Raw genomic sequence first — 20,863 nt, 5'->3', positions numbered from 1 at the left:
GACAGAGACGTCATGCTCCCCATCTCCTCAATGATCGAGCAACATGCCGAAGAAGCTTGCTTCCTCATCCTCCTGCACGATCACGCCGTGCGCGCCCCCCACTACGACCTTGATGATCTCAGCAAACTGGACGAGCGCATCGATGCCCATCTCGATGGCCTGCGCATCGCCGGCTCAACGGGCCTGGAAATCCTGCTGGCCCAGCTCGGTCCGCACGCCGTCGGCGAGACGTTCGCCAGTGTGTTGCTGGCCTTCGAGGCGGCCGATGCGAAGATGTTGTCGCGACTCAGCGATCATTTGCGAAGCGCGTCAGAAACGGAGCGCGGTTATCTGATGGCCCTGGGGTGGCTCGACTGGGAGCGTATATCGCCCTGGATCGAGCGCATGTTCGCCTCCCCTGAGCCGTTGTTTCACCGCCTCGGCCTGGCGGCCTGCGGGATGCATCGCCATGATCCCGGCCCTACCCTGCTGGCCGAACTGTCCCACGCCGACCCCAGCGTGCTGGCACGTGCCGCCCGCACGGCGGGCGAGCTGCGCCGGCGTGACCTGCTCCCGGCGATTCGTACCCACCGCCAGCATGAAGATGCCGCCACGCGCTTCTGGGCCAATTGGGCCACCGCACAGATGGGCGACGCGCAAGCCCTGGAGCCATTGCGACAATTCGCCGGGCAACCGGGCCAGTTCCAGTATCGCGCGCTCTGCGTATTGCTGGCCTGGCAGGAACGCGAGCCCAGCATCGCCTGGATACGCCAGTTGGTACAGGATCCCAGGGACCGGCGCATCGGCATCCAGGCCCTTGGGCTGCTGGGCGACCCGGTCTGTGTACCGTGGTTGATCCAGCAAATGAGCGACCTGCCCTATGCCCGGGTCGCCGGTGAAGCCTTCAGCCTGATCACCGGCGCTGACCTGGCGTTGCTTGATCTGGAGTTGCAGGACCTGCCCGATTTCGACGCCGGCCCGAACGATGACCCGCAAGACACCAACGTGGCGATGGACCCCGACGAAAATCTACCCTGGCCCGACCCGCAGCTCATCACCGCTTGGTGGCAGGCCCATGGCGGTGATTTCCAGGCAGGCGTCGGTTATGTGCTGGGACAAATGCAGAGCGAAGCCAGTTTTCGGCAGGCCCTTGCCCACGGCCAGCAACGCCAGCGCATCGCTGCCGCCTGCGGTGTCGCCCGTTTTCGACCGAACGAAGTGCTTTTCCCCACCAGCGCACCGGCCTGGCGGCAACAGCAGTTGTTGGGGAGGACGGGGGTGTTCGGGCGTTGATCAGGGTGGTTATATAGCTCGAAAGCAACTCAGGCTGCGACCCCTGATCATTACTTACACCCCTCTGGAGACACCATGCCAAACGCAACCGGACAGAACCCTGTGGCCCTTGTCAGCGGGGTTGGAAGTGAGATTGGGATCGGCATGGCCATCGCGCGCAGACTGGGGACTGCAGGTGCCAGACTGATCGTCACCGCCAGCAGTGCGCGAATCAATGATCGGGTCGCAGAACTGCGTGCCGAAGGATTCGACGTCCAAGGGCGGGCCATCGATCTTACCGATGAGCATCAGGTGCGTGAGTTTATCCCATGGGCAGAGTCCCTCTGGGGGCAGATCGATATTCTGGTCAACAACGCGGGCATGGCCATGCAAGGAAGCCCGGAGTTTTTTTCCGACTTGGAAACCATGGATCTGCACACCTGGAACCTTACCCTGGCGCGAAATCTGACCACGGCTTTCCTGCTTACACAGGCCGTTCTGCCCGGCATGCGGGCGCGCCGTTACGGGCGCATCGTAAACATCAGTTCCACTACCGGCACTCGCTGCAGTAACCCCGGCGAAGCGGCTTACAGCGCCGCAAAGGCCGCGATGGTTGGGATGAGCATGAGCCTGGCGCTTGAAGTCGCCCAGCAAGGGATCACTGTAAACAGCGTCGCTCCCGGCTGGATCAGCACAGGGTCGACCACTGCCGAGGAAGCCAAGGCGGCAGGTTACACGCCGATGGGCCGGGCCGGACGTCCCGAAGAGGTGGCTGCAGTGGTTGCTTTCCTGGCGTCTTCAGAGGCGAGCTACCTCACTGGCGAAGTCATCGTGGTGGATGGCGGAAACTGTTTGGTCGAGAACAAGGCCCCTTGATCTGAACAGGCTCCTACAGGGTTGGGACATATCCCCGTGAGTCACTTGAACAATTCGCTGCTCATGAAATCAATGAACACCCGCAGTTTCGGCGCCAGGTGCTTGCTTGAGGGCCAGAGCATGCGGAAGGTGCTCTGATGCCGATTGAACTCGTCGAGGACGGTGACCAGCTCACCGGCGACGATGGCATCGCGCACGGTGAAATCCGGTACGCAGGCAATCCCCAATGCATCACGCACGACGTACAGCAACGCCTCGGTGGTGTTGCAGACCAGGGTGGCCGGCAGGTTGGGATCGGACTGCCCTTGCCCGTTCACCGGCCAGACCTGCAGCCTGCCAGTGCTGGGAAATTTGTATAGCAGGCAGGCATGGCGCAGCAGATCCGCCGGCACCTGCGGTGTGCCGTGTTCGGCGAAGTACCGGGGCGAACCGACCACGACGAGCTTGAACGCGCCTAACGGGCGGGACATCAGCCGGGAGTCGTTTGGCTCTCCGGTCCGAATGACGGCATCAAAACCTTCCTCAATGATGTCCACCAGCCTATCGGAGAAATCCAGGTCCAATTCGATACTGGGGTAGCGGCGCATGAAGGCCATCAGCGTCGGCATGACCAAATCTGCAACCAGAGGCAAGCTCACGCGCAATTTGCCCCGCGGCGCTTTGCGGGTTTCCGACAGTTCCAGTTCGGCCGCTTCGACTTCGCAGAGAATGCGTCGGCAACGCTCGAGGAAAAGCGTCCCTTCTGCCGTCAGCGTGATACTGCGCGTGCTGCGATGAAACAGCCGCACCCCCAGCCTTTCCTCGAGCCGGGCCACGCTTTTACCCACCGCCGAAGACGAAATGCCAAGCGCCCTGCCCGCCTCTGAAAAGCTGCGGGTTTCGGCCGCGCGAACAAAAAAATCAATCCCGCTCAGTGATTCCACGCCAGGCTCCCATTGCGGACATTTTTTCCGATGTGTTGCGCACTCTAGCATTCTTGTCTCGCCCAAGAGCGGCACTTACCGTAGTCGACACTTATCAATCTGCGATTGACGCCGCCATCCGGCGGGTCAGAAGCGCGCCAAGCAGGTGACACATGACGATTGCCAATACCCATATCGACGCCGATGCCGAGGTCGTTCAAGACGCTGCGCCGCTCCCCATCGGTTCACTGTTCGCCCTCGCGTTGGCGGCGTTCGTGACCATTCTCACCGAAGCCTTGCCCGCCGGCCTTCTCTCCCAGATCAGCGAAGGGCTGGCGATCTCCGAAGCCCTCGCCGGCCAGTTGGTCACGGTCTATGCGATAGGTTCCTTGCTGGCGGCCATTCCCTTGACGGCCGCGACCCAAGGCATGCGGCGCCGGTCGCTCTTGCTGCTGGCGATTGCCGGTTTTGCCGTGGCCAATACGGTCACAACGTTTTCGTCCCATTACGGCTTGACGATCGTTGCCCGCTTGCTGGGTGGCGTATCGGCCGGGCTGCTCTGGGCCTTGTTGGCCGGGTATGCCGCCCGCATGGTGCCCGAGAGCCAGAAAGGTCGGGCGATTGCAATTGCCATGGTCGGCGCACCCTTGGCGTTATCCTTGGGCGTACCGGCCGGCACCTTGCTCGGTAATTTGATCGGCTGGCGGATGAGCTTCGCCATCATGAGTTTGTTCGCCGTCGCCTTGATGGTCTGGGTGCGACTCAAAGTGCCTGACTTTCCCGGGCAAACCACCGACAAACGCCTTGCCTTGCGCCAGGTTTTCACCCTGCCAGGCGTTCGCTCGGTGCTGTGTGTGGTGCTGGCCTTTGTCTTGGCGCACAACATTCTCTTTACCTATATCGCCCCGTTCCTGATGGCGGCAGGCCTGGGCGAGCGGATCGACCTGGTGCTGCTGGTCTTCGGGGGCGCCTCGTTGCTGGGCATCTGGGTCGTCGGCGTGATGATCGATCGCCATCTACGGGCATTGACCCTTGCCAGCACGGCACTTTTCGCCATCTCGGCCCTGACACTGGGCGCCATGAGCGACAGCCTTGCTGCGATCTACACCGCCGTGGCGGCCTGGGGAGTCGCTTTTGGCGGGGCCGGGACGTTGTTCCAAACGGCAATCGCCAAGACGGCCGGAGACGCGGCGGATCTCGCCCAGTCGATGCTGGTCACGGCCTGGAACGTCGCCATTGCCGGCGGCGGGATCGTGGGGGGCATCCTGCTCGATCATCTGGGTGTCGTTGCGTTTGCGCCTGTGCTGGTCGCGCTCTTGCTGCTGACGTTGGCGGTGGTGTGGTCCGCCCGGCAGTATGGGTTTGCAGCAGACCCTCAACGATAGGCAGCAGCAACTGACATCAAATCGTCATCACTGCGTCGCCGAAACGCCATACATCCTGAGTACTGTCCTCGCCAATGAGATCGATCTCAAGCGAGTGACAATGACTGATTTGAAAGAAGTTGCACGGCTGGCAGGGGTTTCGCGGGCGACCGCGGCGCGTGCCTTTGCCTCCCCTGAAGTGGTCCGTCCGGCTACCCGTGAACAGGTCTTCGCCGCGGCGCGCCAACTGGGGTTTCGGCCCAACCGTCTTGGTCGCCAATTGCGCCTGCAAGTGACCAAGCTGATCGGTGTCGTGGTGCCCAACCTGCTCAATCCGGTGTTCGCCGAACAGTTTCAGGCGATGGAGCGTGCTGCACGCGTGCATGGTTACAACCTGTTGTTGGCAACCACCGATTACAGCAGCGAGCGCGAAAGCGCGGTCGTCGAGGAGTTGCTGCGACAGCGTGTCGATGGGCTGGTCCTCACGGTAACCGACGCCGAGAGCAACCGGGTGCTGCAAAGCCTGGACAGCGAGGACACGCCTTTTGTGCTGGCTTATCACCAGCCGGGTAATCCGGATTACAGCGCGGTGTCGGTGGACAACCGCGCCGGCATGGCGCTCGCCACCCGTTATCTGCTGGACGCCGGGCACACTCGGATTGGCATGGTCGCCGGCCCTGCCCTGCAATCGGACCGCGCTCGCCTGCGTTATGCCGGTTATTGCGAGGCAATGCATGGAGCCGGTCTCGCCAGCCTGCCGGTGATTGAAATGCCCGCCCATACCCAGGCTGACTTCGCCGCCATCGAGCCGTTGTTGCATGGCCCCCAGGCGCTCAGTGCGCTGGTCTGTTCCAACGATTTGCTGGCCATCAGCTTGATCGCCGAACTGCGCCGCAACGGCTGGCAAGTGCCCCGGCAACTCTCGGTCATCGGCTTTGACGGCATCGCCCTCGGCACCCAGATGCATCCGACGCTGTGCAGTGTTGTTCAGCCCATCGAGGCACTGGCCTGCACCGTGATTGATCAATTATTGGCGCAGATCGCTGGCGCCACCCCGGTTTCCCATTGCCTGCCTTGTCATATCCGGTCGGGCGAAAGTACTCAACCCTACGAGGAGACGCTTGATGTTCCACTTGCGTAAAACCCTGGCGACACTGCTGTTATGCGGCGCGGCCACCTTGGCTCATGCCGGCGAAACGGCGATTTGCTACAACTGTCCACCAGAATGGGCCGACTGGGGCACGCAGCTCAAGGCGATTGCCGATACCACTGGCGTGCAGGTTCCGCTGGACAACAAGAACTCTGGACAGGCATTGGCGCAACTGGTCGCCGAGAAGGCCGCGCCGGTGGCGGACGTGGTGTATTACGGCGTGACGTTCGGTTTGCAGGCGCAAAAAGCCGAGGTGGTCGGCACGTATAAACCCAAGGGTTGGGAGCAGATCCCGGCGGGTTTGAAGGACCCCGAGGGACACTGGTTTGCCATTCACTCCGGCACCCTGGGCATCATGGTCAACGTCGATGCGCTGGGCGGTCTGCCCGTGCCGCAAAGCTGGGCCGACCTGCTCAAGCCTGAGTACAAAGGCATGGTCGGCTACCTTGACCCGTCCAGTGCTTTCGTTGGGTACGTCTCGGCGGTAGCGATCAACCAGGCCATGGGCGGCAATCTGGATAACTTCGCCCCAGCCATCGACTACTTCAAAAAGCTGGCGAAAAACTCACCGATCGTGCCCAAGCAGACGGCTTATGCGCGGGTGCTGTCCGGGGAGTTGCCGATTCTGGTGGACTACGACTTCAACGCCTATCGGGCTCGTTACAAAGACAAGGCCAACGTTGCCTTTGTGATTCCCAAGGAAGGCAGCATCAGCGTGCCTTACGTGATGAGCATCGTCGACAACGCCCCCCATCGGGCCAACGCCGAGAAGGTCCTGGATTTCGTTTTGTCCGAGCAAGGCCAGGCGCTCTGGGCCAAGGCGTACCTGCGACCGGTGCGGGCAATGAAAATGCCTGCCGATGTCGCCGCGCAGTTCCTGCCCGACAGCGATTACGCCCGGGCCGGTGTGGTCAACTACGAGCAGATGGCCGCGGCGCAGGAAGCCTTTTCCGCACGTTATCTGAGCGAGGTCAAGTAAGTGACCGTCTCGGCAGTAAAAGCCCGAGACGTACGGTCGGGCTGGGCCATGGTGCCGCGCTTGCGGCCGACCGCTGCCTGGGCGCTTGCGCCCGCGGCGGCGGTGCTGTTCGCCTTCTGGTTGTTGCCGCTGGCGCACCTGGTCTTGCTCGGTGGGCAAAGTCGCGATGGCAGCGACAGCGGCTATTGGCAGGTGCTGAGCAGCGCGCAATACCTGGGCAGTCTGGCGCAGACCTGCCTGCTGGCACTGGCAACGACCCTCGCGGCGTTGTTAGTGGGCGGCTTCAGTGGTTTTTTTCTCAGTCGCCAACGTTTCTTCGGCCGTTCGGTACTTGTCGCCTTGTTGACCTTCCCGCTGGCATTTCCCGGCGTGGTCGTTGGTTTTCTGGTGATCCTGCTGGCCGGCCGCCAAGGCTTGTTCGCCACCCTGGGTCTCGGCCTGGTGGGTGAGCGCTGGATTTTTGCCTACTCGTTGATGGGGTTGTGCATCGGCTACCTGTACTTCTCGATTCCGCGGGTGATTCTTACGGTGATGGCTGCCTGTGAAAGCCTGGATCGCAGCCTGGAAGAGGCCGCTCGTTCACTGGGGGCCAGTCATTGGCGTGTGCTCTGTGATGTCATTGTTCCTGGCCTGGCGCCGGCATTGGTCTCCTGCGGGGCGATTTGCTTTGCCACCTCCATGGGCGCGTTCGGTACCGCCTTCACCCTGGGTACCCGGCTCAACGTGACGCCGGTGGCGATCTACAACGTGTTTACCAATTACGCCAATTTCGCCGTGGCCGCTGCGCTGTCGGTGGTGTTGGGGCTGGTGACCTGGGCGGTTCTGTTGCTGGCCCGGCGGCTGGCCAAAGATTCGAGGACAGTCTTGTGAAACGCTCAACGCTGTTTGTCGGGCAACTGGTGTTTACCTTGCTGGTGTGCGCTTTCATGTTGGTGCCTGTGGTGATGTCACTGCTCGCCGGGCTGACGCGCAATTACTTCCAAGGGCTGTCCAGCGGCCTGACGTTCGACTGGCTGCTGCAGGTCTGGCAGGCGTATTCGCCGACGGTCTGGCTGTCCCTGCAACTGGCCGCCGCCTGTGCGCTGTGTGTCTGTGTGGTGGGTGTGCCGGCGGCTTACGCCCTGGTACGGATGAACAACCGCTTTAGCCGCGCGTTCGAGGAACTGATGGTGTTGCCGGTGGCGATGCCCGGTCTGGCCAGTGCCTTGGCATTGCTGCTCACCTATGGTCAGTTCGGCGGGTTTCGCAGCAGTTGGTTATTCATTCTCGTCGGCCACGTGCTGTTCACTCTGCCATTTCTGGTGCGCCCGGTGATGGCGGTGATGCAACGCCAGCACCTGCCGATCCTGGAAGAAGCCGCCGCGAGCCTGGGTGCCGGGCCGGTCCGGCGCTTCTTCAGCGTGGTGGTGCCCAACTGTCGGGCGGGGATTCTCGCCGGGGTCTTGATGGTCGTCACCCTGTCGTTGGGTGAGTTCAACCTGACCTGGATGCTCCATACCCCGATGACCAAAACCTTGCCGGTGGGCCTGGCCGACAGCTATGCCTCGGCCAGGCTGGAAGTCGCCAGCGCCTACACCCTTATATTCCTGTTGATGATTGTGCCGCTGCTTGTTGCATTGCAGGCCATCAGCGCGCGCCTTTCCCGTGGAGCAAATCGATGAGCGGAACCACTATTCGCCTGAAGGGTTGTCGCAAGGCGTTCTCTGACGGCACCGTTGCCGCACATGACCTGGACCTGACCATTGAGGCTGGAGAAACCCTGGCGATCCTCGGCCCGTCCGGTTGCGGTAAAACCACCACCCTGCGCCTGATCGCGGGTCTGGAGCGTCCGGACGTGGGCCAGGTATTTTTTGGCGACAGCGACGTCACCCGCCTCCCCATCGAACGTCGCGACGTGGGCATGGTGTTCCAGAACTATGCGCTGTTTCCCAATCTGGATGTGGCCGGCAACATTGTTTACGGCCTGAAAGTTCGCGGTGTGTCACCCGCCGAGCGTAACAAGCGCTGTTTGGAGTTGCTGGAACTTGTCGGCTTGCAGGATCACGGCAAGCGCAGTATCCACGAGTTGTCCGGCGGTCAGCGCCAACGAGTCGCCCTCGCCCGCGCTCTGGCACCCAGGCCCCGGGTATTGCTGCTCGACGAACCGTTGGCGGCACTGGATGCGCAATTACGTGAACGCCTGCGCAGCGAATTGGCCCAGTTGCTACGCGGTTTGGGCATTACCGCCGTGTTCGTCACCCACGATCAGGGTGAAGCCATGGCGCTGGGGGATCGCATCCTGGTCATGGAGCATGGCCGCGTCGCGCAACTGGCTAGCCCGCGGGACATCTATCAGCAACCTGCCAACGCGTTCGTCGCCCGTTTTGTCGGCAATCTCAATGCTTTTTCGGTGATCGAGCACACGCCCCATGGCTTGAAGGTCAGTGGCGGTGAGTTGCCATGGAATGGCGCCGACCTACCCGCCACTGTCTATTGCCGCCCCGAGCATTTGCGGGTGATGGACAGTGAGTGCCATCTGCACGGGCGTCTGGTGGGCCAGTTTTTCCAGGGGGCTCAAAGCCGTCTGCTGGTGGATGTGGGTGCGGCTCAGCCTTTGCTGGTGGACAGCACCGATAGCGCTATCCATGCCCCCGGTGCCCTGATTGCCCTGGCCGTCGAGCCACAAGTGCTGTTCACCCTGTCATCGTGATCTTTGTGTTTGCAGAGGGCTTATTTTGAATTATCCGTTTCTCATCGCGCAGATCAGCGATCTGCACCTTAAAGCCGGACAAAAACTGACTTACGGCGTTGTCGATACCCTCGCTGCATTGCGTCGTGCGGTGGATCATTTGAACACCCAGGTGCCGCGTCCCGACATCGTGGTGGTCAGTGGCGACCTGGTGGACTTCGGTCGCCCTGATGAATATGCCGTGCTGCACCCTGAACTGGCGCGCCTGCACATGCCTTGCTACCTGGTGCCTGGTAACCATGACAATCGCGAGCATTTGCGGGCGGCATTTGCCGACCACAGCTACCTGCCGACACGGGCTGACGCCCCCCTGGACTGGGTGGTGGAGGAGCATCCGCTACGCCTTATTGGCCTGGACACCACCATTCCCGGTGCCCATGGCGGTCAGCTCCTGGACAGCCAGTTGCGCTGGCTCGATGAACAACTGGCCTGTCGTCCCGATGCGCCGACGCTATTGGTGCTGCATCACCCGCCGTTTGTAAGCGGGATTGGCCATATGGACCGTGAACCCTTCGTCAACGCGGCGGCACTGGAACAGGTCATTGCCCGACACCCGCAGGTGGAGCGCTTGCTGTGCGGGCATTTGCATCGGTCGATGCAACGGCGTTTCGGCGGCAGCCTGAGTTGTGTGTGCCCCGGTACCTCACATCAGATCGTTCTGGATCTACAGCCAACCGCTCCCGCGCATTTCAATCTGGAACCGCCGGGGTATCTGCTGCATCACTGGCATGGGCAGGCACTGGTGACCCATAACGGCGTGTTTGGCGAGTATCCCGGACCGTATCCGTTTTATGACGCTCATGGATTGATCGACTGATAACCCAGGGACTTTCACTGATGACCTGCTTTGGAGATTTAATCCCTACCCCACTCTATTCATTGAAGATTTTCTAACGAGTTATTGAACGCATCGGCCAATCATGTGATCGGCCGAGGGCTTCCTGCTGCCTTTTCACTGTGCCCGGAACAAAGGTTCCGCGCTGGAGTTCGTCCTGATGAAAGCTCTATTCAACGTACTGAGTTTATTAACCGGCGGCGTGTGTATTGTCTTGAGCCCGTTGGCGTCTGCTGATTTTGTCAGCGACAGTAAAGCCAACTTGAACTTGCGCAATTTCTACTTCAACAACGATAACCGTGACGGTACCGCCGCGCCCTCGAAGACTGAGGAATGGGGACAGGCCTTCATGCTCAATTATCAGTCCGGGTTTACCGACGGCACTGTGGGGTTTGGTCTGGATGCCATCGGCCTGCTGGGTTTGAAACTCGACAGCGGCGCGGGTCGCCATGTTGGCAGCTCGATGTTTCCCAACGACGGTGACAAGGCTGCCGACCAATGGGCTCGTCTCGGCGCAACGGCGAAGATGCGCGTCTCCAAGACCGAACTGCGTTACGGCACCTTGCAACCGAAACTGCCGATCCTGGTGTCCAACGATGGCCGTCTGTTGCCGCAAACTTTCGAAGGTGGCCAAGTCACCAGCAATGAAATCGACAACCTGACGTTCACCGCCGGCCAACTGGAACACGCCACCGGGCGTGCATCGAGTGACCGCGCCGGGCTGGCCGTTGCGGGCGGCAGCCAGGAAAGCAACAAATTCACCTTTGCCGGTGGCGACTACAAACTGACCAAGGACCTGACCGCACAGTATTACTACGCCAATCTCGAAGACTATTACCAACAGCACTTCGCCGGTTTGTTGCATGTATTGCCGCTGGGCGAATACGGCTCGCTGAAAACCGACTTGCGCTACTTCAAGACCACGTCCGATGGCAAGAACAGCAGCGCCGCCGGTCGCGCCAGTGGTTACAAACTGGGCGGCTACACCAAGGACGGCAGCGGGGAAATCGACAACGATACCTGGAGTGCGGCGTTCATTTACTCGCTGGGCGGCCATGCCATTACCGCGGGTTATCAAAGCGTTTCCGAAGACAGCAACTTTGCCCAACTCAACCAGGGTGGCTTGGTGGGTAAAGGCGAAGCCGGCGCCAGCCTTTATCTCTACACCGACCGCACTATTCAGACGTTCATCCAGGCGGGTGAGCGCACGGCGTTCGCTCAGTATGCCTACGACTTCGCCGCGCTTGGCGTGCCGGGATTGAAGGCGTCGGTGATGTACCTCAAGGGCGACAATATCCAGACCGCCAGCGGTCAGGACGCCAGTGAGTGGGAGCGCGATATCTCCCTGGACTATGTGATCCAGAGCGGTACGCTGAAGAACCTGGGTTTTGGCTGGCGCAACGCGATGTCCCGAAGCGAAGTGGCTCGCGACCAGGACCAGAATCGCCTGATCGTGAGTTACAGCATTCCCTTGATGTAAGCATCCAGCGCAATTCAGGGCCAGGGCGTCGAACTCGCGTGAAACGCTCCTGGCTCTTTATCAGCGCTTGCCCAACGTCGGCAGATTCGCACGATTGGGCAATCATCCGCGCGGATTATGCAACCAGCCCCCAGAATTGCTTCCTATAGTTATCCAGAGTCAAACCTTCTGGAGCTGGAATCGCTATGAGCGCCCTCAACATCAATGGCCGTGAGTATACGGTCGACGTAGACCCAGGCACCCCGATTCTCTGGACCCTGCGCGATGCGCTGGGCATGACCGGCACCAAATTTGGTTGTGGTGCAGCCCTGTGTGGCGCCTGCACCGTTCACCTGGATGGTCAGGCCATTCGTTCCTGCGTGACGCCAATCGCCGCCGCCCAAGGCAAGAAGATCACCACCATCGAGGCGGACACAGATGGCAGTGACCCGGTCGGCACCGCCGTGCATGAGGCTTGGGTCAAACACGACGTGGCGCAGTGCGGCTACTGTCAGAGCGGCCAGATCATGAGCGCGACAGCGTTTCTCAAAGCCCAGCCCAAGGGCAAGCAGCCTACGGCGGCCGAAATCGACTCGGCGATGGCCGGCAACATTTGCCGCTGTGGCACTTACGCGCGCATCCGCGCTGCCGTGGCAGATGCCGCCAAAACCCTTGCCTGACCGGAGTTCGCCATGTTGAACGAGATTTTTCCAGACGAGATTCCCCGCACTTTACAGCACATGCTTGAGCGCGATCAGGCTGACGGCCCTACCACCCTTCCCCGCCGCAGTTTCCTCAAGATGGTCGGCATCGGCGGTCTGGCCTTGGGCGCTTTTCCTCATCTTGCCTTGGCGCAAGAGGCCAACGGCGACGCCGCAGTACCACTCAAGCCGAATCAGCAACCTTCGGCATTCGTACAGATCGCGCCCAACGGCGAAGTCACCGTGACGATCAACCGGTTGGAATTCGGCCAGGGCGTGCAAACCAGCCTGCCGATGATTCTTGCCGAAGAGCTCGATGCCGACTGGAGTCTGGTGCGAGCCCGCAACGGCAGCGGTGATGCTGCTTATCAGGATCCGATCTTTGGTATACACCTCACTGGCGGCTCCAATTCGATCAAGAACAGCTATACCCAGTACCGCGAACTTGGCGCCCGTGCTCGTGCCATGCTGCTCTCGGCGGCGGCAGCACGCTGGAACGTGGACGTGGCCAGCCTGAGCACCCAAGCCGGCATGGTGCTCGGCCCGGCGGGCCGTAAGGCAAGCTACGGCGAATTGGCCGAGGCCGCTATGGCGCTGCCTGTGCCGGAAAAGGTGACACTCAAGGACCCCAAGGACTTTCGCATCATTGGCCATGCCACCACGCGCATCGATGCCAAGGCCAAGAGCAGCGGCCAGCAGGACTTCGGCATCGATATGCATCTGCCAGGGCAACTCACTGCCGTGGTCGCCCACCCGCCGGTGTTCGGTGCCAGAATCGCTTCGTTGGATGACAGCGCGGCACGCGCCACCCGGGGCGTGAAAGCGGTATTGCGCGTGCCGTTGGACGGCGGCGCCGAAGGTGTCGCGGTAGTCGCCGATAGCTACTGGCAGGCGAAGCTCGCGCGCGATGCCTTGAAGCTGGAGTGGGACCTGGCGTCGGTCGAAAAGGTGGACAGCGAAAAACAATTGCTCCAGTACCGGGAGCTGGCCGGCCAGCCCGGCCCACTGCGCTTCGATGCCGACATGACGCCGCTGGCAACCGCGCCGCATCAACTGGAAGCTGAGTTCGTATTCCCCTACCTCGCCCACGCCCCCATGGAGCCGTTGAACTGTACTGTCCAGCTCGGCGAAGAACGCGCCGAACTGTGGGTCGGCACGCAGTTTCCCGGCGGCGACAGTGCGGCGGCCGCCAAGGTACTGAATCTCAAGCCCGAGCAAATCCAGCTGAACGTGCAGACGGCCGGCGGTGGTTTTGGCCGGCGCGGCGTGCCCACCGGCGACTTTGTCGTGCTGGCTTGCGAAGTGGCCAAAGCCGCCCGCGCTGAGGGGCTTGACGCGCCTGTGCGCACGCTCTGGAGCCGGGAAGACGACATCAAGGGCGGCTACTATCGCCCCATGCACCTGCATCGCGCGCGCATCGGTTTTGACGACGCTGGCAAGGTACTGGCCTGGGATCACGCCCTGGTCGGGCAATCCATTCTTACCGACACCGTGTTTGGGGGCCGGGTGAAGAACGGCATCGACCCCACCGCCACGGAAGGTATGCGTGATCCTTATCCGCTGCCGATGCGCCTGACGGTCCATCACCCGAAAGTCAACGTCCCCATCCTCTGGTGGCGCAGCGTAGGCTCCACCCATACGGCTTTTGTAATGGAAACCTTGATCGATGAGATCGCCCGTACAACCAAGCAGGATCCGGTGGCCTATCGGATGAAGCTGTTCGCCGATCAAAGCCCGCGCCATCGCGCAGCGCTGCAATTGGCGGTGGACAAGAGCGAATACGGCAAACGCCCGCTACCGGCTGGCCATGCCTGGGGCGTGGCGGTGCACGAGTCGTTCAGTTCGGTGGTGGCTTACGTCGTTGAGGCGTCGGTGCAGAGTGGCCGTCCGGTGCTGCACCAAGTGACTGCGGGTGTGCACTGCAATCTGGTGGTCAACCCGCGCAGTGTTGAAGCTCAGGTGCAAGGCGCAGCGCTGATGGGATTGTCGATGTGCCTGCCGGGCGGCGCCATCACCTTGAAAGACGGCGTCGTGCAGCAGAGCAACTTTGCTGACTTCAGCGTTCCACGCATTACCGACATGCCGGAGTTTGCCGTGCACATCGTGCCAAGCGCCGAACCACCCACCGGGATGGGCGAGCCCGGCCTGCCGGCGTTGGCTCCGGCTTTTGCCAATGCCATTGCCAGCCTGACGGGCAAGCCAATGCGTGAGTTGCCGTTCAAGATGACGTGATGGAGTGTATCTCCAGATTCACTATCGTACGGGGATGTACGAGTAACCCCTTACCATTGCTTTTCCTTCCTGCGTATTCCGAGCCCGAATAAGCTCAACCATGTGTTCCTGAGTGTATTCAACGAAATACTCGTTACCCTCTTCAATCTGCAGGTTCAGGAATACGTTTCGGGGATGGTTGTTCTGTCCAGCAGCTATCTTGTGCTGGCCGGGGCTCACGAAGACCCAGGAATAGGTCCGTTCATTGAGGCCCACTACCGCGCTGTCATTAATGCTGAATATGCTGTCATAAAAGCTGCCTTGAATGACATGCGTCCGCGCCAGATAAACGAGCGCCTTACCTTGAGGTGGCGACGGAGGGTCGAAATAGGGTTGGTTGGAAGTTGTATGGCCGCAGCCGGTCAATAGGAGCAGGAGCACCAGCCCTGTTATTTTTTTTATTGTCGCGCTCATTTGTTCTGCCCCAATAACTGATTGATTACCGGCTCCATTTTTTCCTCGACCGTTGCCATTTTAGACGGATCGAATCCTCCCTCCCCCGTCAGATGATAGTGCGCAAAGCCGATTTTTTGATTGCCCTTATAAAGAGAAATACTGGCATCGGACAGGTAGGCAGAAAAATCCCACGAGCGAATCGCGGTATAGGTCAAACGGTACTCGCAGGTGCTCGGCACAGATCTGGTGTAGAGCTGGCTCTCGATATGGTGCTTGCGTAAGAGGAGTTGCAAGCCATCGACAAAGTCGCCAACGACGACTTTTGGATTCTCTTCAATACAAATCTTCGAAATTTGATATTGGCGCTCCACCGGTTCGACTTTAATGTTGGTACACCCGGCCAGTATCAATACAAAACCAATCGTAAGCGCTCTAAACCGCACACTTTTCTCCAAACTAAAAAAGATATCAAAATGATGGCGTCATGCTAGGTGAGGTGCGTTTTGCCGTCAATCGCCAGCCTTCTTTACCGGGCGTGGACTGAAAAGGCCCGGCGTGAAAGACCTCAAACCGCCTCACCTTTACGATGAAACGCCTGCCCCAACACCGCCAAGCGTTCGGCCAACGGTGGCAGGCATTGACTGCTCCGAGTCAGAATGCCGATGTTATCGGCGTTGCGCTCAGCGACGGCCTGGACGCTTTGCAAGCGTTCATTGATGCCCTTCGAGGCCTCGGATTGTTCCTGGGTGGTGCTGGCGATCAGGCCGTTGAAGTGGTTGATCGCCGCGATGTCCTCTACCACTGCATTCAGCAGTTGCGAGGCGAGTTGGCTGGCCGATACGCAGCGTTGTACCCCTTCCTGGCTGTCTTGCATGGCGAGGGCTGCCTGACGGCTGCCCTGTTGCAGCTTGGCGATGATCTGCTGGATTTCCGTGGTGGACGTCGAGGTCTTTTGCGACAGGGTCCGGACTTCGTCCGCTACTACCGCAAAACCGCGTCCCTGCTCCCCGGCCCGGGCGGCCTCGATGGCGGCGTTGAGGGCCAACAGGTTGGTTTGTTCGGCGATGCTGTTAATGACGTCCAGCACCTGGCCGATCTGTTGCGCCTGCTCGGCCAGGCCTTGCACGGTTTCGTTGGTCAGGTTGAGGCGACCGGCCAACTCGACAATCTCCTCGCGGCTCTGGTCAACGGTGCTGCGTCCGCGGCTGACCTGTTCACTGGCTTGGCCGGCCCGTTGTACCGTCTGGCCGACATGCCCGGCAATGCTGTCCATGGCCTGGACCAGATGGCCAATCGCGCCGCTCATCTGTGCCACTTCATTGAGCTGATGCCTGGCGCCGTGCTCCAGTGTCTGGCCGACTTGAGAAAGGTCCTGACCCAAGTCCGAAAGGTTGCGGGTATCGCGCACCACGCCGTCTACCAGGTTGGTGATCTGCTGCAGGAAATGATCGAAACGCTCGGACGAAGAGGCTTTGTCCCCCCGGTTGCGCTGGGTCTGGGTGTCACTGCTCAACTGCATAGCGGCGGCCAGCACTTTGTCGAGCACATCCTGGTTTTCCGTGGCATCGGCCAGGCTCTGGTTCGCCAGGTAAATCAGGATCACGCTTTCCACCACCACGTAGAAGGCGTGGATGAAAATCATGGTCCAGCCGCCATGGTTGGCCATGACGAACACCGGATAACCCTGGTGCTGAAGCCAGTGAAAACCGACGTGGTGAATAGCGATAGTGGCGGCGGCCACGATGATCGGCAGCCAGTCACGGTAGAACGTCAGCACCGCCAACAGTACGAAAATCCCGAAGTGGAACTCGATCACGCCACGGGTCTGGTTGATGTGCAAGGCGGCCATGACCATCAGCGCCACGGCGATGACACAGCGCATGGCCCGGGTGCCGCCCAGGCCGCGATAAAGCACGGTGGTCAGCAGACAGGTCGTCGCCCCTATCAGCAGCGCCTGGCTGAAGGTGGAGTGCAGGAAGGCCAGGCACAGGGAGTAGACAAAAGTGAGCCAGAGTAACCCCAGCATGATGCGATCAGCTTTACGGTAGTGATCGTAAAGCGCACGGGCGATGTCATGGGGGCTGTCCTTTTCGGGGGGCTTGGAGGGTCCGTTACCAATGCTGGCTTCAAGCCTTATCGGCGTGTCGGAATCGAACTGTAGCCGATTCCTCCTGGTTAGTGGCACTACGCCATCTTCCTTTTTTCACTGATCTTTGCTTTATGATGTTCGCCATCTCATTCCCAGACCTGATGGAACCCCCATGACTTTCGATTTCGACACGGTATTGGAGCGCCACGGTACCGGTAGCACCAAGTGGAGTCGCTACCCCGCTGACGTGTTGCCCATGTGGGTGGCTGATATGGACTTCCCTGCTCCGCCGGTGGTCATCGACGCACTGCACAAACGCCTCGAACACCCCATGCTCGGCTACAGCGTGGCCCAGGACTCGCTGCGCGCCGCCATCGTTGCGGACCTCTGGAACAAGTACGCCTGGCGCGTCGAGCCTCAGCAGATCGTCTTCCTGCCGGGTGTCGAACCAGGCTTCAACATGGCACTGCACGCCTTGGTGGAGCCTGCGCAGAACGTTGTGGTACAGGTGCCCAATTACCCGCCGCTGCGCAATGCCCCTGCTCACTGGCAACTGAACAAGGTTGAACTGCCGTTCAACCCGCTCAACGGCGAGTTCCACACACCCCTGGCCGCGTTGCGTGACGCGTTGCAAGGTGGCGGTGCGCTGTTGCTGAGCAACCCTCACAACCCGTTGGGCAAGGTGTTTGCCCGGGAAGAACTCAAGGCCGTGGCGGATATCTGCCTGGAACAGAATGCCTGGATCATCTCTGACGAAATCCATGCCGAGCTGTGCTTCGACGGTCGTGTGCACATCCCCACCGCCACCCTCAGCCCGGAGATTGCCGAGCGCACCATCACCCTGATGTCGGCCAGCAAGGCCTACAACATTGCCGGGCTGAAAACTTCATTCGCCATCATCCAGAACGCCAAAGTCCGCGAGCGGGTCAACAGTGCCCGGGCCGGCATGGTCGACAGCGTCAACGCCCTGGGCCTTGAAGCGACCCGCGCGGCCTACAGCGAAGCTGGCCCGTGGCTGGAAGAATTGAAGGCTTACCTGCAAGCCAACCGCGACTATCTGGTCGACGCCGTAAAGACCCGCCTGCCGGGCATCACCATGACCGTGCCCCAGGGCACTTACCTGGCCTGGCTGGATTGCTCGGGATTGGGGCTGGACGACCCGCAGGGCTTTTTCCTGAAGCAAGCCAAGGTAGGCCTGAGTGCCGGACTGGATTTCGGTGACGATGCCGGGCAATTCGTGCGCTTGAACTTCGGCTGCCCACGGGCGCTGCTGGAGGAAGGGATTACGCGGATGGAGCGGAGCTTGAAGGCCAGGGGCTGATCTCCCTGACGACGAAGATCCTCTGTGGCGAGGGAGCAAGCTCCCTCGCCACAATGGATCCGCGTTTTACTCATCCATATCCGGCGCATAAACAAAGCACAACTTGTTCCCCTCCGGATCGCGGCAATAGGCCCCGAAATACCCTTCCGAATACTGGGGCCGCGGGCCCGGCGGGCCTTCGTCGGTGCCGCCCAGGGCGATGGCCTGCGCCCAGGCGGCCTGTACGGTGTGCGGCGAATCGGCGGCGAAACTCACTTGCATGCCATTGCCCCAGGTCGCGGGCAAACCATTGAACGGTAATTGCACGAACACCTGAGGCCAACGCTTGCCGGGTTGATGCCAGCCTTCTCCCGGCGGGCCCGAGTCGTTTTCGCTGGGCAGGCGTACCAACCCCAGGCAGCCCAGCACGGCATCATAAAACGCGACCATTGTTGGCAGGTCCCGCGCGCCAATCTGTATGTGACTGAACATCTGTCCGGCTCCTTATCTGCATTCGTCCAACATTAGCCGATGTTGATTCGCGATTGGCAAAAGGGCTCGGACCACGCTCATCGCTCGGCCCCGGAATCCGAGCGAACTCTGCCTGAAGGCCCACAGTCCACCCTCCATCGACTACACATCCAGCATGGAGAATGTCATGACTGACTACCCTACCCCGCCGTTCCCAAAACAAAGCCAACCGGTGCCCGGCACTCAACGCAAGATGGACCCGTATCCAGACTGCGGAGAACAGAGCTACACCGGTTCTGGACGCCTGGAAAGCAAGATCGCCTTGATCACGGGCGCCGACAGCGGCATCGGTCGTGCCGTGGCGATTGCCTTCGCCCGTGAGGGCGCTGACGTGGCCATTTCCTACCTGGACGAGCATGAAGACGCCAGGGAGACCGCCCGCTGGGTAGAACAGGCCGGCCGCCAATGCCTGTTGCTGCCCGGCGATCTGGCGGACAAGGCCCAATGCCGCAAGATCGTCGACGAAACCGTCGCCCGTTTCGGGCATATCGACATTCTGGTCAACAACGCCGCGTTCCAGATGACTCACGAAAACCTGGAAGACATCCCCGACGAAGAGTGGGTGCGCACGTTTGATATCAACATCACCTCGATGTTCAGGATCTGCCAGGCCGCCGTCCCGCATATGAAGGCGGGTGGCTCGATCATCAACACCAGTTCGGTCAACTCCGACATGCCCAAGCCGACTCTGCTGGCCTACGCCACCACCAAAGGCGCCATCGCCAACTTCACCGGCGGTCTGGCGCAGATGCTCGGCCCCAAGGGCATCCGGGTGAACAGCGTGGCGCCAGGGCCGATCTGGACACCGCTGATTGTCGCCACCATGCCTGAGGAAGAAGTACAGAACTTCGGCTCCCAGACGCCCCTTGGCCGTCCTGGCCAGCCGGTGGAAGTGGCGCCGATCTATGTACTGCTGGCTTCGGATGAGGCGAGCTACATTTCCGGTTCCCGGTATGGGATTACGGGCGGCAAGCCGATCCTGTGAGTCAAGCGATGATAGGCAGCTGTTGTGGCGAGGGGATGTAGCCCTCGTCATGGATCATGTGAAGGGATCACGGCTCCTTGGCAATCACCGAAATCTTGCCGTTACGCTCGATAATCGCGAACTTGATCTGTTCCAGCGTCTCGATTCCCTGGCTCGACCGTGCCGCTTCCATGATGTCTTCTTCTATCAAGCGGGCATGGCGCAGGCGCGCCTTCAGTATTCGCCCATCCTCCACAATAATGGTCGGGCCGCCGTCAATCAGTTGCGAGACCCATTGGGAGCGTTGCTTGAGCAGCGACAAGCCCACATCGATGGCAATCAGCGTCACGATCACCATCAACGAATTGGTCAACGAGAAATCATCCCCCAGCAACGCCTGCTGGGTGGCCTCGCCGATGATCATCAGCAGGACAAAATCAAACGTGGTGATTTCCGCCAGGGAGCGACGCCCGGCGATCTTGAACAGTACCAGCAACGCCACATAGATCGCGGCAGCCCGCAGCACAGAGTCCATACGTCACCTAGGGAAAAATGAATTGATTGAACCTGACCGTGGCGCCATCGGGCGTGTCGATACGGCTGTGATAGAGCCCCAGCCCATCGCCCAGCAGTGACAGATAAAGGCTGGCCTCTCCCTTGGCATCCGCCTGGACCCACAGCTTCAGGCCCCGCTCCGCACTCGCCGAGCGCACGGGCTGGGGCTGGAGGGTTTGCACCTCGAAACCCTCCAGCCACTGGCCGACCAGTTCCACCTCCAGCACGGCATTGGGCTGCCCCATCAGATGGATGACCATGGGGTTGGTAGAACCGTTGCGGTGGAACATCTCGTACTCGACGCCGAGTCGGCCATCTGCGCTGTGTACATTTCGGGTGCTCAACGGGCCACGAGAGAACAATCCAAGCAGCGTCAGGATCACCAGCAATACCAACACGTACCAACCCACCCGCTCGAAACGCCAGACCTTGAGCTGGTAGGCCATGTCTTCGCGGACCGGGAACTGGCGGCTGCGCAATTCCTCGGGATCAGTGGGATGGGTCATGGTGAT

Annotated in this window: 21 protein-coding genes; 14 read left to right on the top strand and 7 right to left on the bottom strand. The window is 60.6% G+C overall.

Going from position 1 to position 20,863, the window contains the following annotated elements:
- Positions 1 to 12: 12 nt before the first annotated feature.
- The gene (locus tag BW979_RS17360; protein ID WP_076384691.1) at positions 13 to 1,272 is read left to right on the top strand and encodes a TIGR02270 family protein; all 1,260 of its coding nucleotides are present in this window, start codon (positions 13 to 15) and stop codon (positions 1,270 to 1,272) included.
- A 75-nt stretch (positions 1,273 to 1,347) separates the two neighbouring features.
- Positions 1,348 to 2,127: an SDR family NAD(P)-dependent oxidoreductase gene (locus tag BW979_RS17355; protein ID WP_076384689.1), complete on the top strand. Its 780-nt coding sequence runs from the start codon at positions 1,348 to 1,350 to the stop codon at positions 2,125 to 2,127.
- Positions 2,128 to 2,168: 41 nt separating this feature from the next.
- On the opposite strand, the gene BW979_RS17350 is transcribed toward BW979_RS17355, so the two are convergent.
- On the bottom strand, positions 2,169 to 3,050 hold the full coding sequence (locus BW979_RS17350; protein WP_076384687.1) for a LysR family transcriptional regulator: 882 nt from the start codon (positions 3,048 to 3,050) through the stop codon (positions 2,169 to 2,171).
- A 152-nt stretch (positions 3,051 to 3,202) separates the two neighbouring features.
- Between BW979_RS17350 and BW979_RS17345 the strand changes: the two genes are divergently transcribed.
- From BW979_RS17345 to BW979_RS17300, 10 genes are all read left to right on the top strand, one after another.
- Positions 3,203 to 4,414 (top strand): MFS transporter, encoded by a 1,212-nt coding sequence (locus tag BW979_RS17345; protein WP_076384685.1) that lies wholly within the window; start codon positions 3,203 to 3,205, stop codon positions 4,412 to 4,414.
- Between the two features lie 100 nt (positions 4,415 to 4,514).
- Entirely contained in the window at positions 4,515 to 5,534 is a 1,020-nt protein-coding gene (locus BW979_RS17340) for a LacI family DNA-binding transcriptional regulator (RefSeq protein WP_076384683.1), read from the top strand.
- Positions 5,518 to 6,522 carry an ABC transporter substrate-binding protein gene (locus BW979_RS17335; RefSeq protein ID WP_047226472.1) on the top strand — a complete coding sequence of 335 codons (1,005 nt, stop codon included), beginning with the start codon at positions 5,518 to 5,520 and terminating at the stop codon, positions 6,520 to 6,522. Before BW979_RS17340 ends, BW979_RS17335 begins: the two co-directional genes overlap by 17 nt.
- Positions 6,523 to 6,570: 48 nt before the next feature.
- Entirely contained in the window at positions 6,571 to 7,392 is an 822-nt protein-coding gene (locus BW979_RS17330; protein WP_047226471.1) for an ABC transporter permease, read from the top strand.
- Entirely contained in the window at positions 7,389 to 8,183 is a 795-nt protein-coding gene (locus BW979_RS17325) for an ABC transporter permease (protein ID WP_047226470.1), read from the top strand. The genes BW979_RS17330 and BW979_RS17325 overlap by 4 nt, the downstream gene beginning before the upstream one ends.
- Positions 8,180 to 9,211, top strand: coding sequence for an ABC transporter ATP-binding protein (locus tag BW979_RS17320; RefSeq protein ID WP_076384681.1), 1,032 nt, complete (start codon positions 8,180 to 8,182; stop codon positions 9,209 to 9,211). Before BW979_RS17325 ends, BW979_RS17320 begins: the two co-directional genes overlap by 4 nt.
- Positions 9,212 to 9,236: 25 nt before the next feature.
- Positions 9,237 to 10,067 carry a phosphodiesterase gene (locus tag BW979_RS17315; protein ID WP_076384679.1) on the top strand — a complete coding sequence of 277 codons (831 nt, stop codon included), beginning with the start codon at positions 9,237 to 9,239 and terminating at the stop codon, positions 10,065 to 10,067.
- A 178-nt stretch (positions 10,068 to 10,245) separates the two neighbouring features.
- Complete coding sequence (locus BW979_RS17310) at positions 10,246 to 11,565, top strand: OprD family porin (protein WP_076384677.1); 1,320 nt, start codon at positions 10,246 to 10,248, stop codon at positions 11,563 to 11,565.
- Positions 11,566 to 11,750: 185 nt separating this feature from the next.
- A complete protein-coding gene (locus tag BW979_RS17305) occupies positions 11,751 to 12,224 on the top strand; it encodes a (2Fe-2S)-binding protein (protein WP_076384675.1) in 474 nt (157 codons plus the stop codon).
- Between the two features lie 12 nt (positions 12,225 to 12,236).
- The gene (locus BW979_RS17300) at positions 12,237 to 14,477 is read left to right on the top strand and encodes a xanthine dehydrogenase family protein molybdopterin-binding subunit (protein ID WP_076384673.1); all 2,241 of its coding nucleotides are present in this window, start codon (positions 12,237 to 12,239) and stop codon (positions 14,475 to 14,477) included.
- A gap of 21 nt (positions 14,478 to 14,498) precedes the next feature.
- On the opposite strand, the gene BW979_RS17295 is transcribed toward BW979_RS17300, so the two are convergent.
- The 3 genes from BW979_RS17295 to BW979_RS17285 all read right to left on the bottom strand — a co-directional run bounded on the left by BW979_RS17295 (position 14,499) and on the right by BW979_RS17285 (position 16,938).
- Complete coding sequence (locus BW979_RS17295; protein WP_223194328.1) at positions 14,499 to 14,930, bottom strand: DUF2846 domain-containing protein; 432 nt, start codon at positions 14,928 to 14,930, stop codon at positions 14,499 to 14,501.
- Positions 14,927 to 15,355 (bottom strand): Sbal_3080 family lipoprotein, encoded by a 429-nt coding sequence (locus BW979_RS17290; protein ID WP_047226464.1) that lies wholly within the window; start codon positions 15,353 to 15,355, stop codon positions 14,927 to 14,929. Before BW979_RS17290 ends, BW979_RS17295 begins: the two co-directional genes overlap by 4 nt.
- A gap of 122 nt (positions 15,356 to 15,477) precedes the next feature.
- Positions 15,478 to 16,938, bottom strand: a complete 1,461-nt coding sequence (locus BW979_RS17285; RefSeq protein ID WP_076384671.1) for a methyl-accepting chemotaxis protein — start codon at positions 16,936 to 16,938, stop codon at positions 15,478 to 15,480.
- 235 nt (positions 16,939 to 17,173) lie between these two features.
- Between BW979_RS17285 and BW979_RS17280 the strand changes: the two genes are divergently transcribed.
- A complete protein-coding gene (locus BW979_RS17280) occupies positions 17,174 to 18,322 on the top strand; it encodes a MalY/PatB family protein (protein ID WP_076384669.1) in 1,149 nt (382 codons plus the stop codon).
- Positions 18,323 to 18,388: 66 nt separating this feature from the next.
- Here BW979_RS17280 and BW979_RS17275 read toward each other — a convergent pair whose 3' ends face one another.
- Positions 18,389 to 18,793: a VOC family protein gene (locus tag BW979_RS17275; RefSeq protein ID WP_047226461.1), complete on the bottom strand. Its 405-nt coding sequence runs from the start codon at positions 18,791 to 18,793 to the stop codon at positions 18,389 to 18,391.
- Between the two features lie 166 nt (positions 18,794 to 18,959).
- Between BW979_RS17275 and BW979_RS17270 the strand changes: the two genes are divergently transcribed.
- Positions 18,960 to 19,817, top strand: a complete 858-nt coding sequence (locus BW979_RS17270) for an SDR family oxidoreductase (RefSeq protein ID WP_047226460.1) — start codon at positions 18,960 to 18,962, stop codon at positions 19,815 to 19,817.
- 67 nt (positions 19,818 to 19,884) lie between these two features.
- Here BW979_RS17270 and BW979_RS17265 read toward each other — a convergent pair whose 3' ends face one another.
- Positions 19,885 to 20,331, bottom strand: coding sequence for a DUF421 domain-containing protein (locus BW979_RS17265; protein ID WP_047226459.1), 447 nt, complete (start codon positions 20,329 to 20,331; stop codon positions 19,885 to 19,887).
- A gap of 7 nt (positions 20,332 to 20,338) precedes the next feature.
- Positions 20,339 to 20,857, bottom strand: coding sequence for a hypothetical protein (locus tag BW979_RS17260; protein ID WP_047226458.1), 519 nt, complete (start codon positions 20,855 to 20,857; stop codon positions 20,339 to 20,341).
- Positions 20,858 to 20,863 lie beyond the last annotated feature (6 nt).

Origin of the sequence: Pseudomonas sp. A214 (assembly GCF_900156295.1) — a bacterium.
GTDB lineage: Bacteria > Pseudomonadota > Gammaproteobacteria > Pseudomonadales > Pseudomonadaceae > Aquipseudomonas > Aquipseudomonas rhizophila.
Note: the sequence above shows the minus strand (reverse complement) of the source record. Positions and strands in the feature narration are given on the sequence as shown.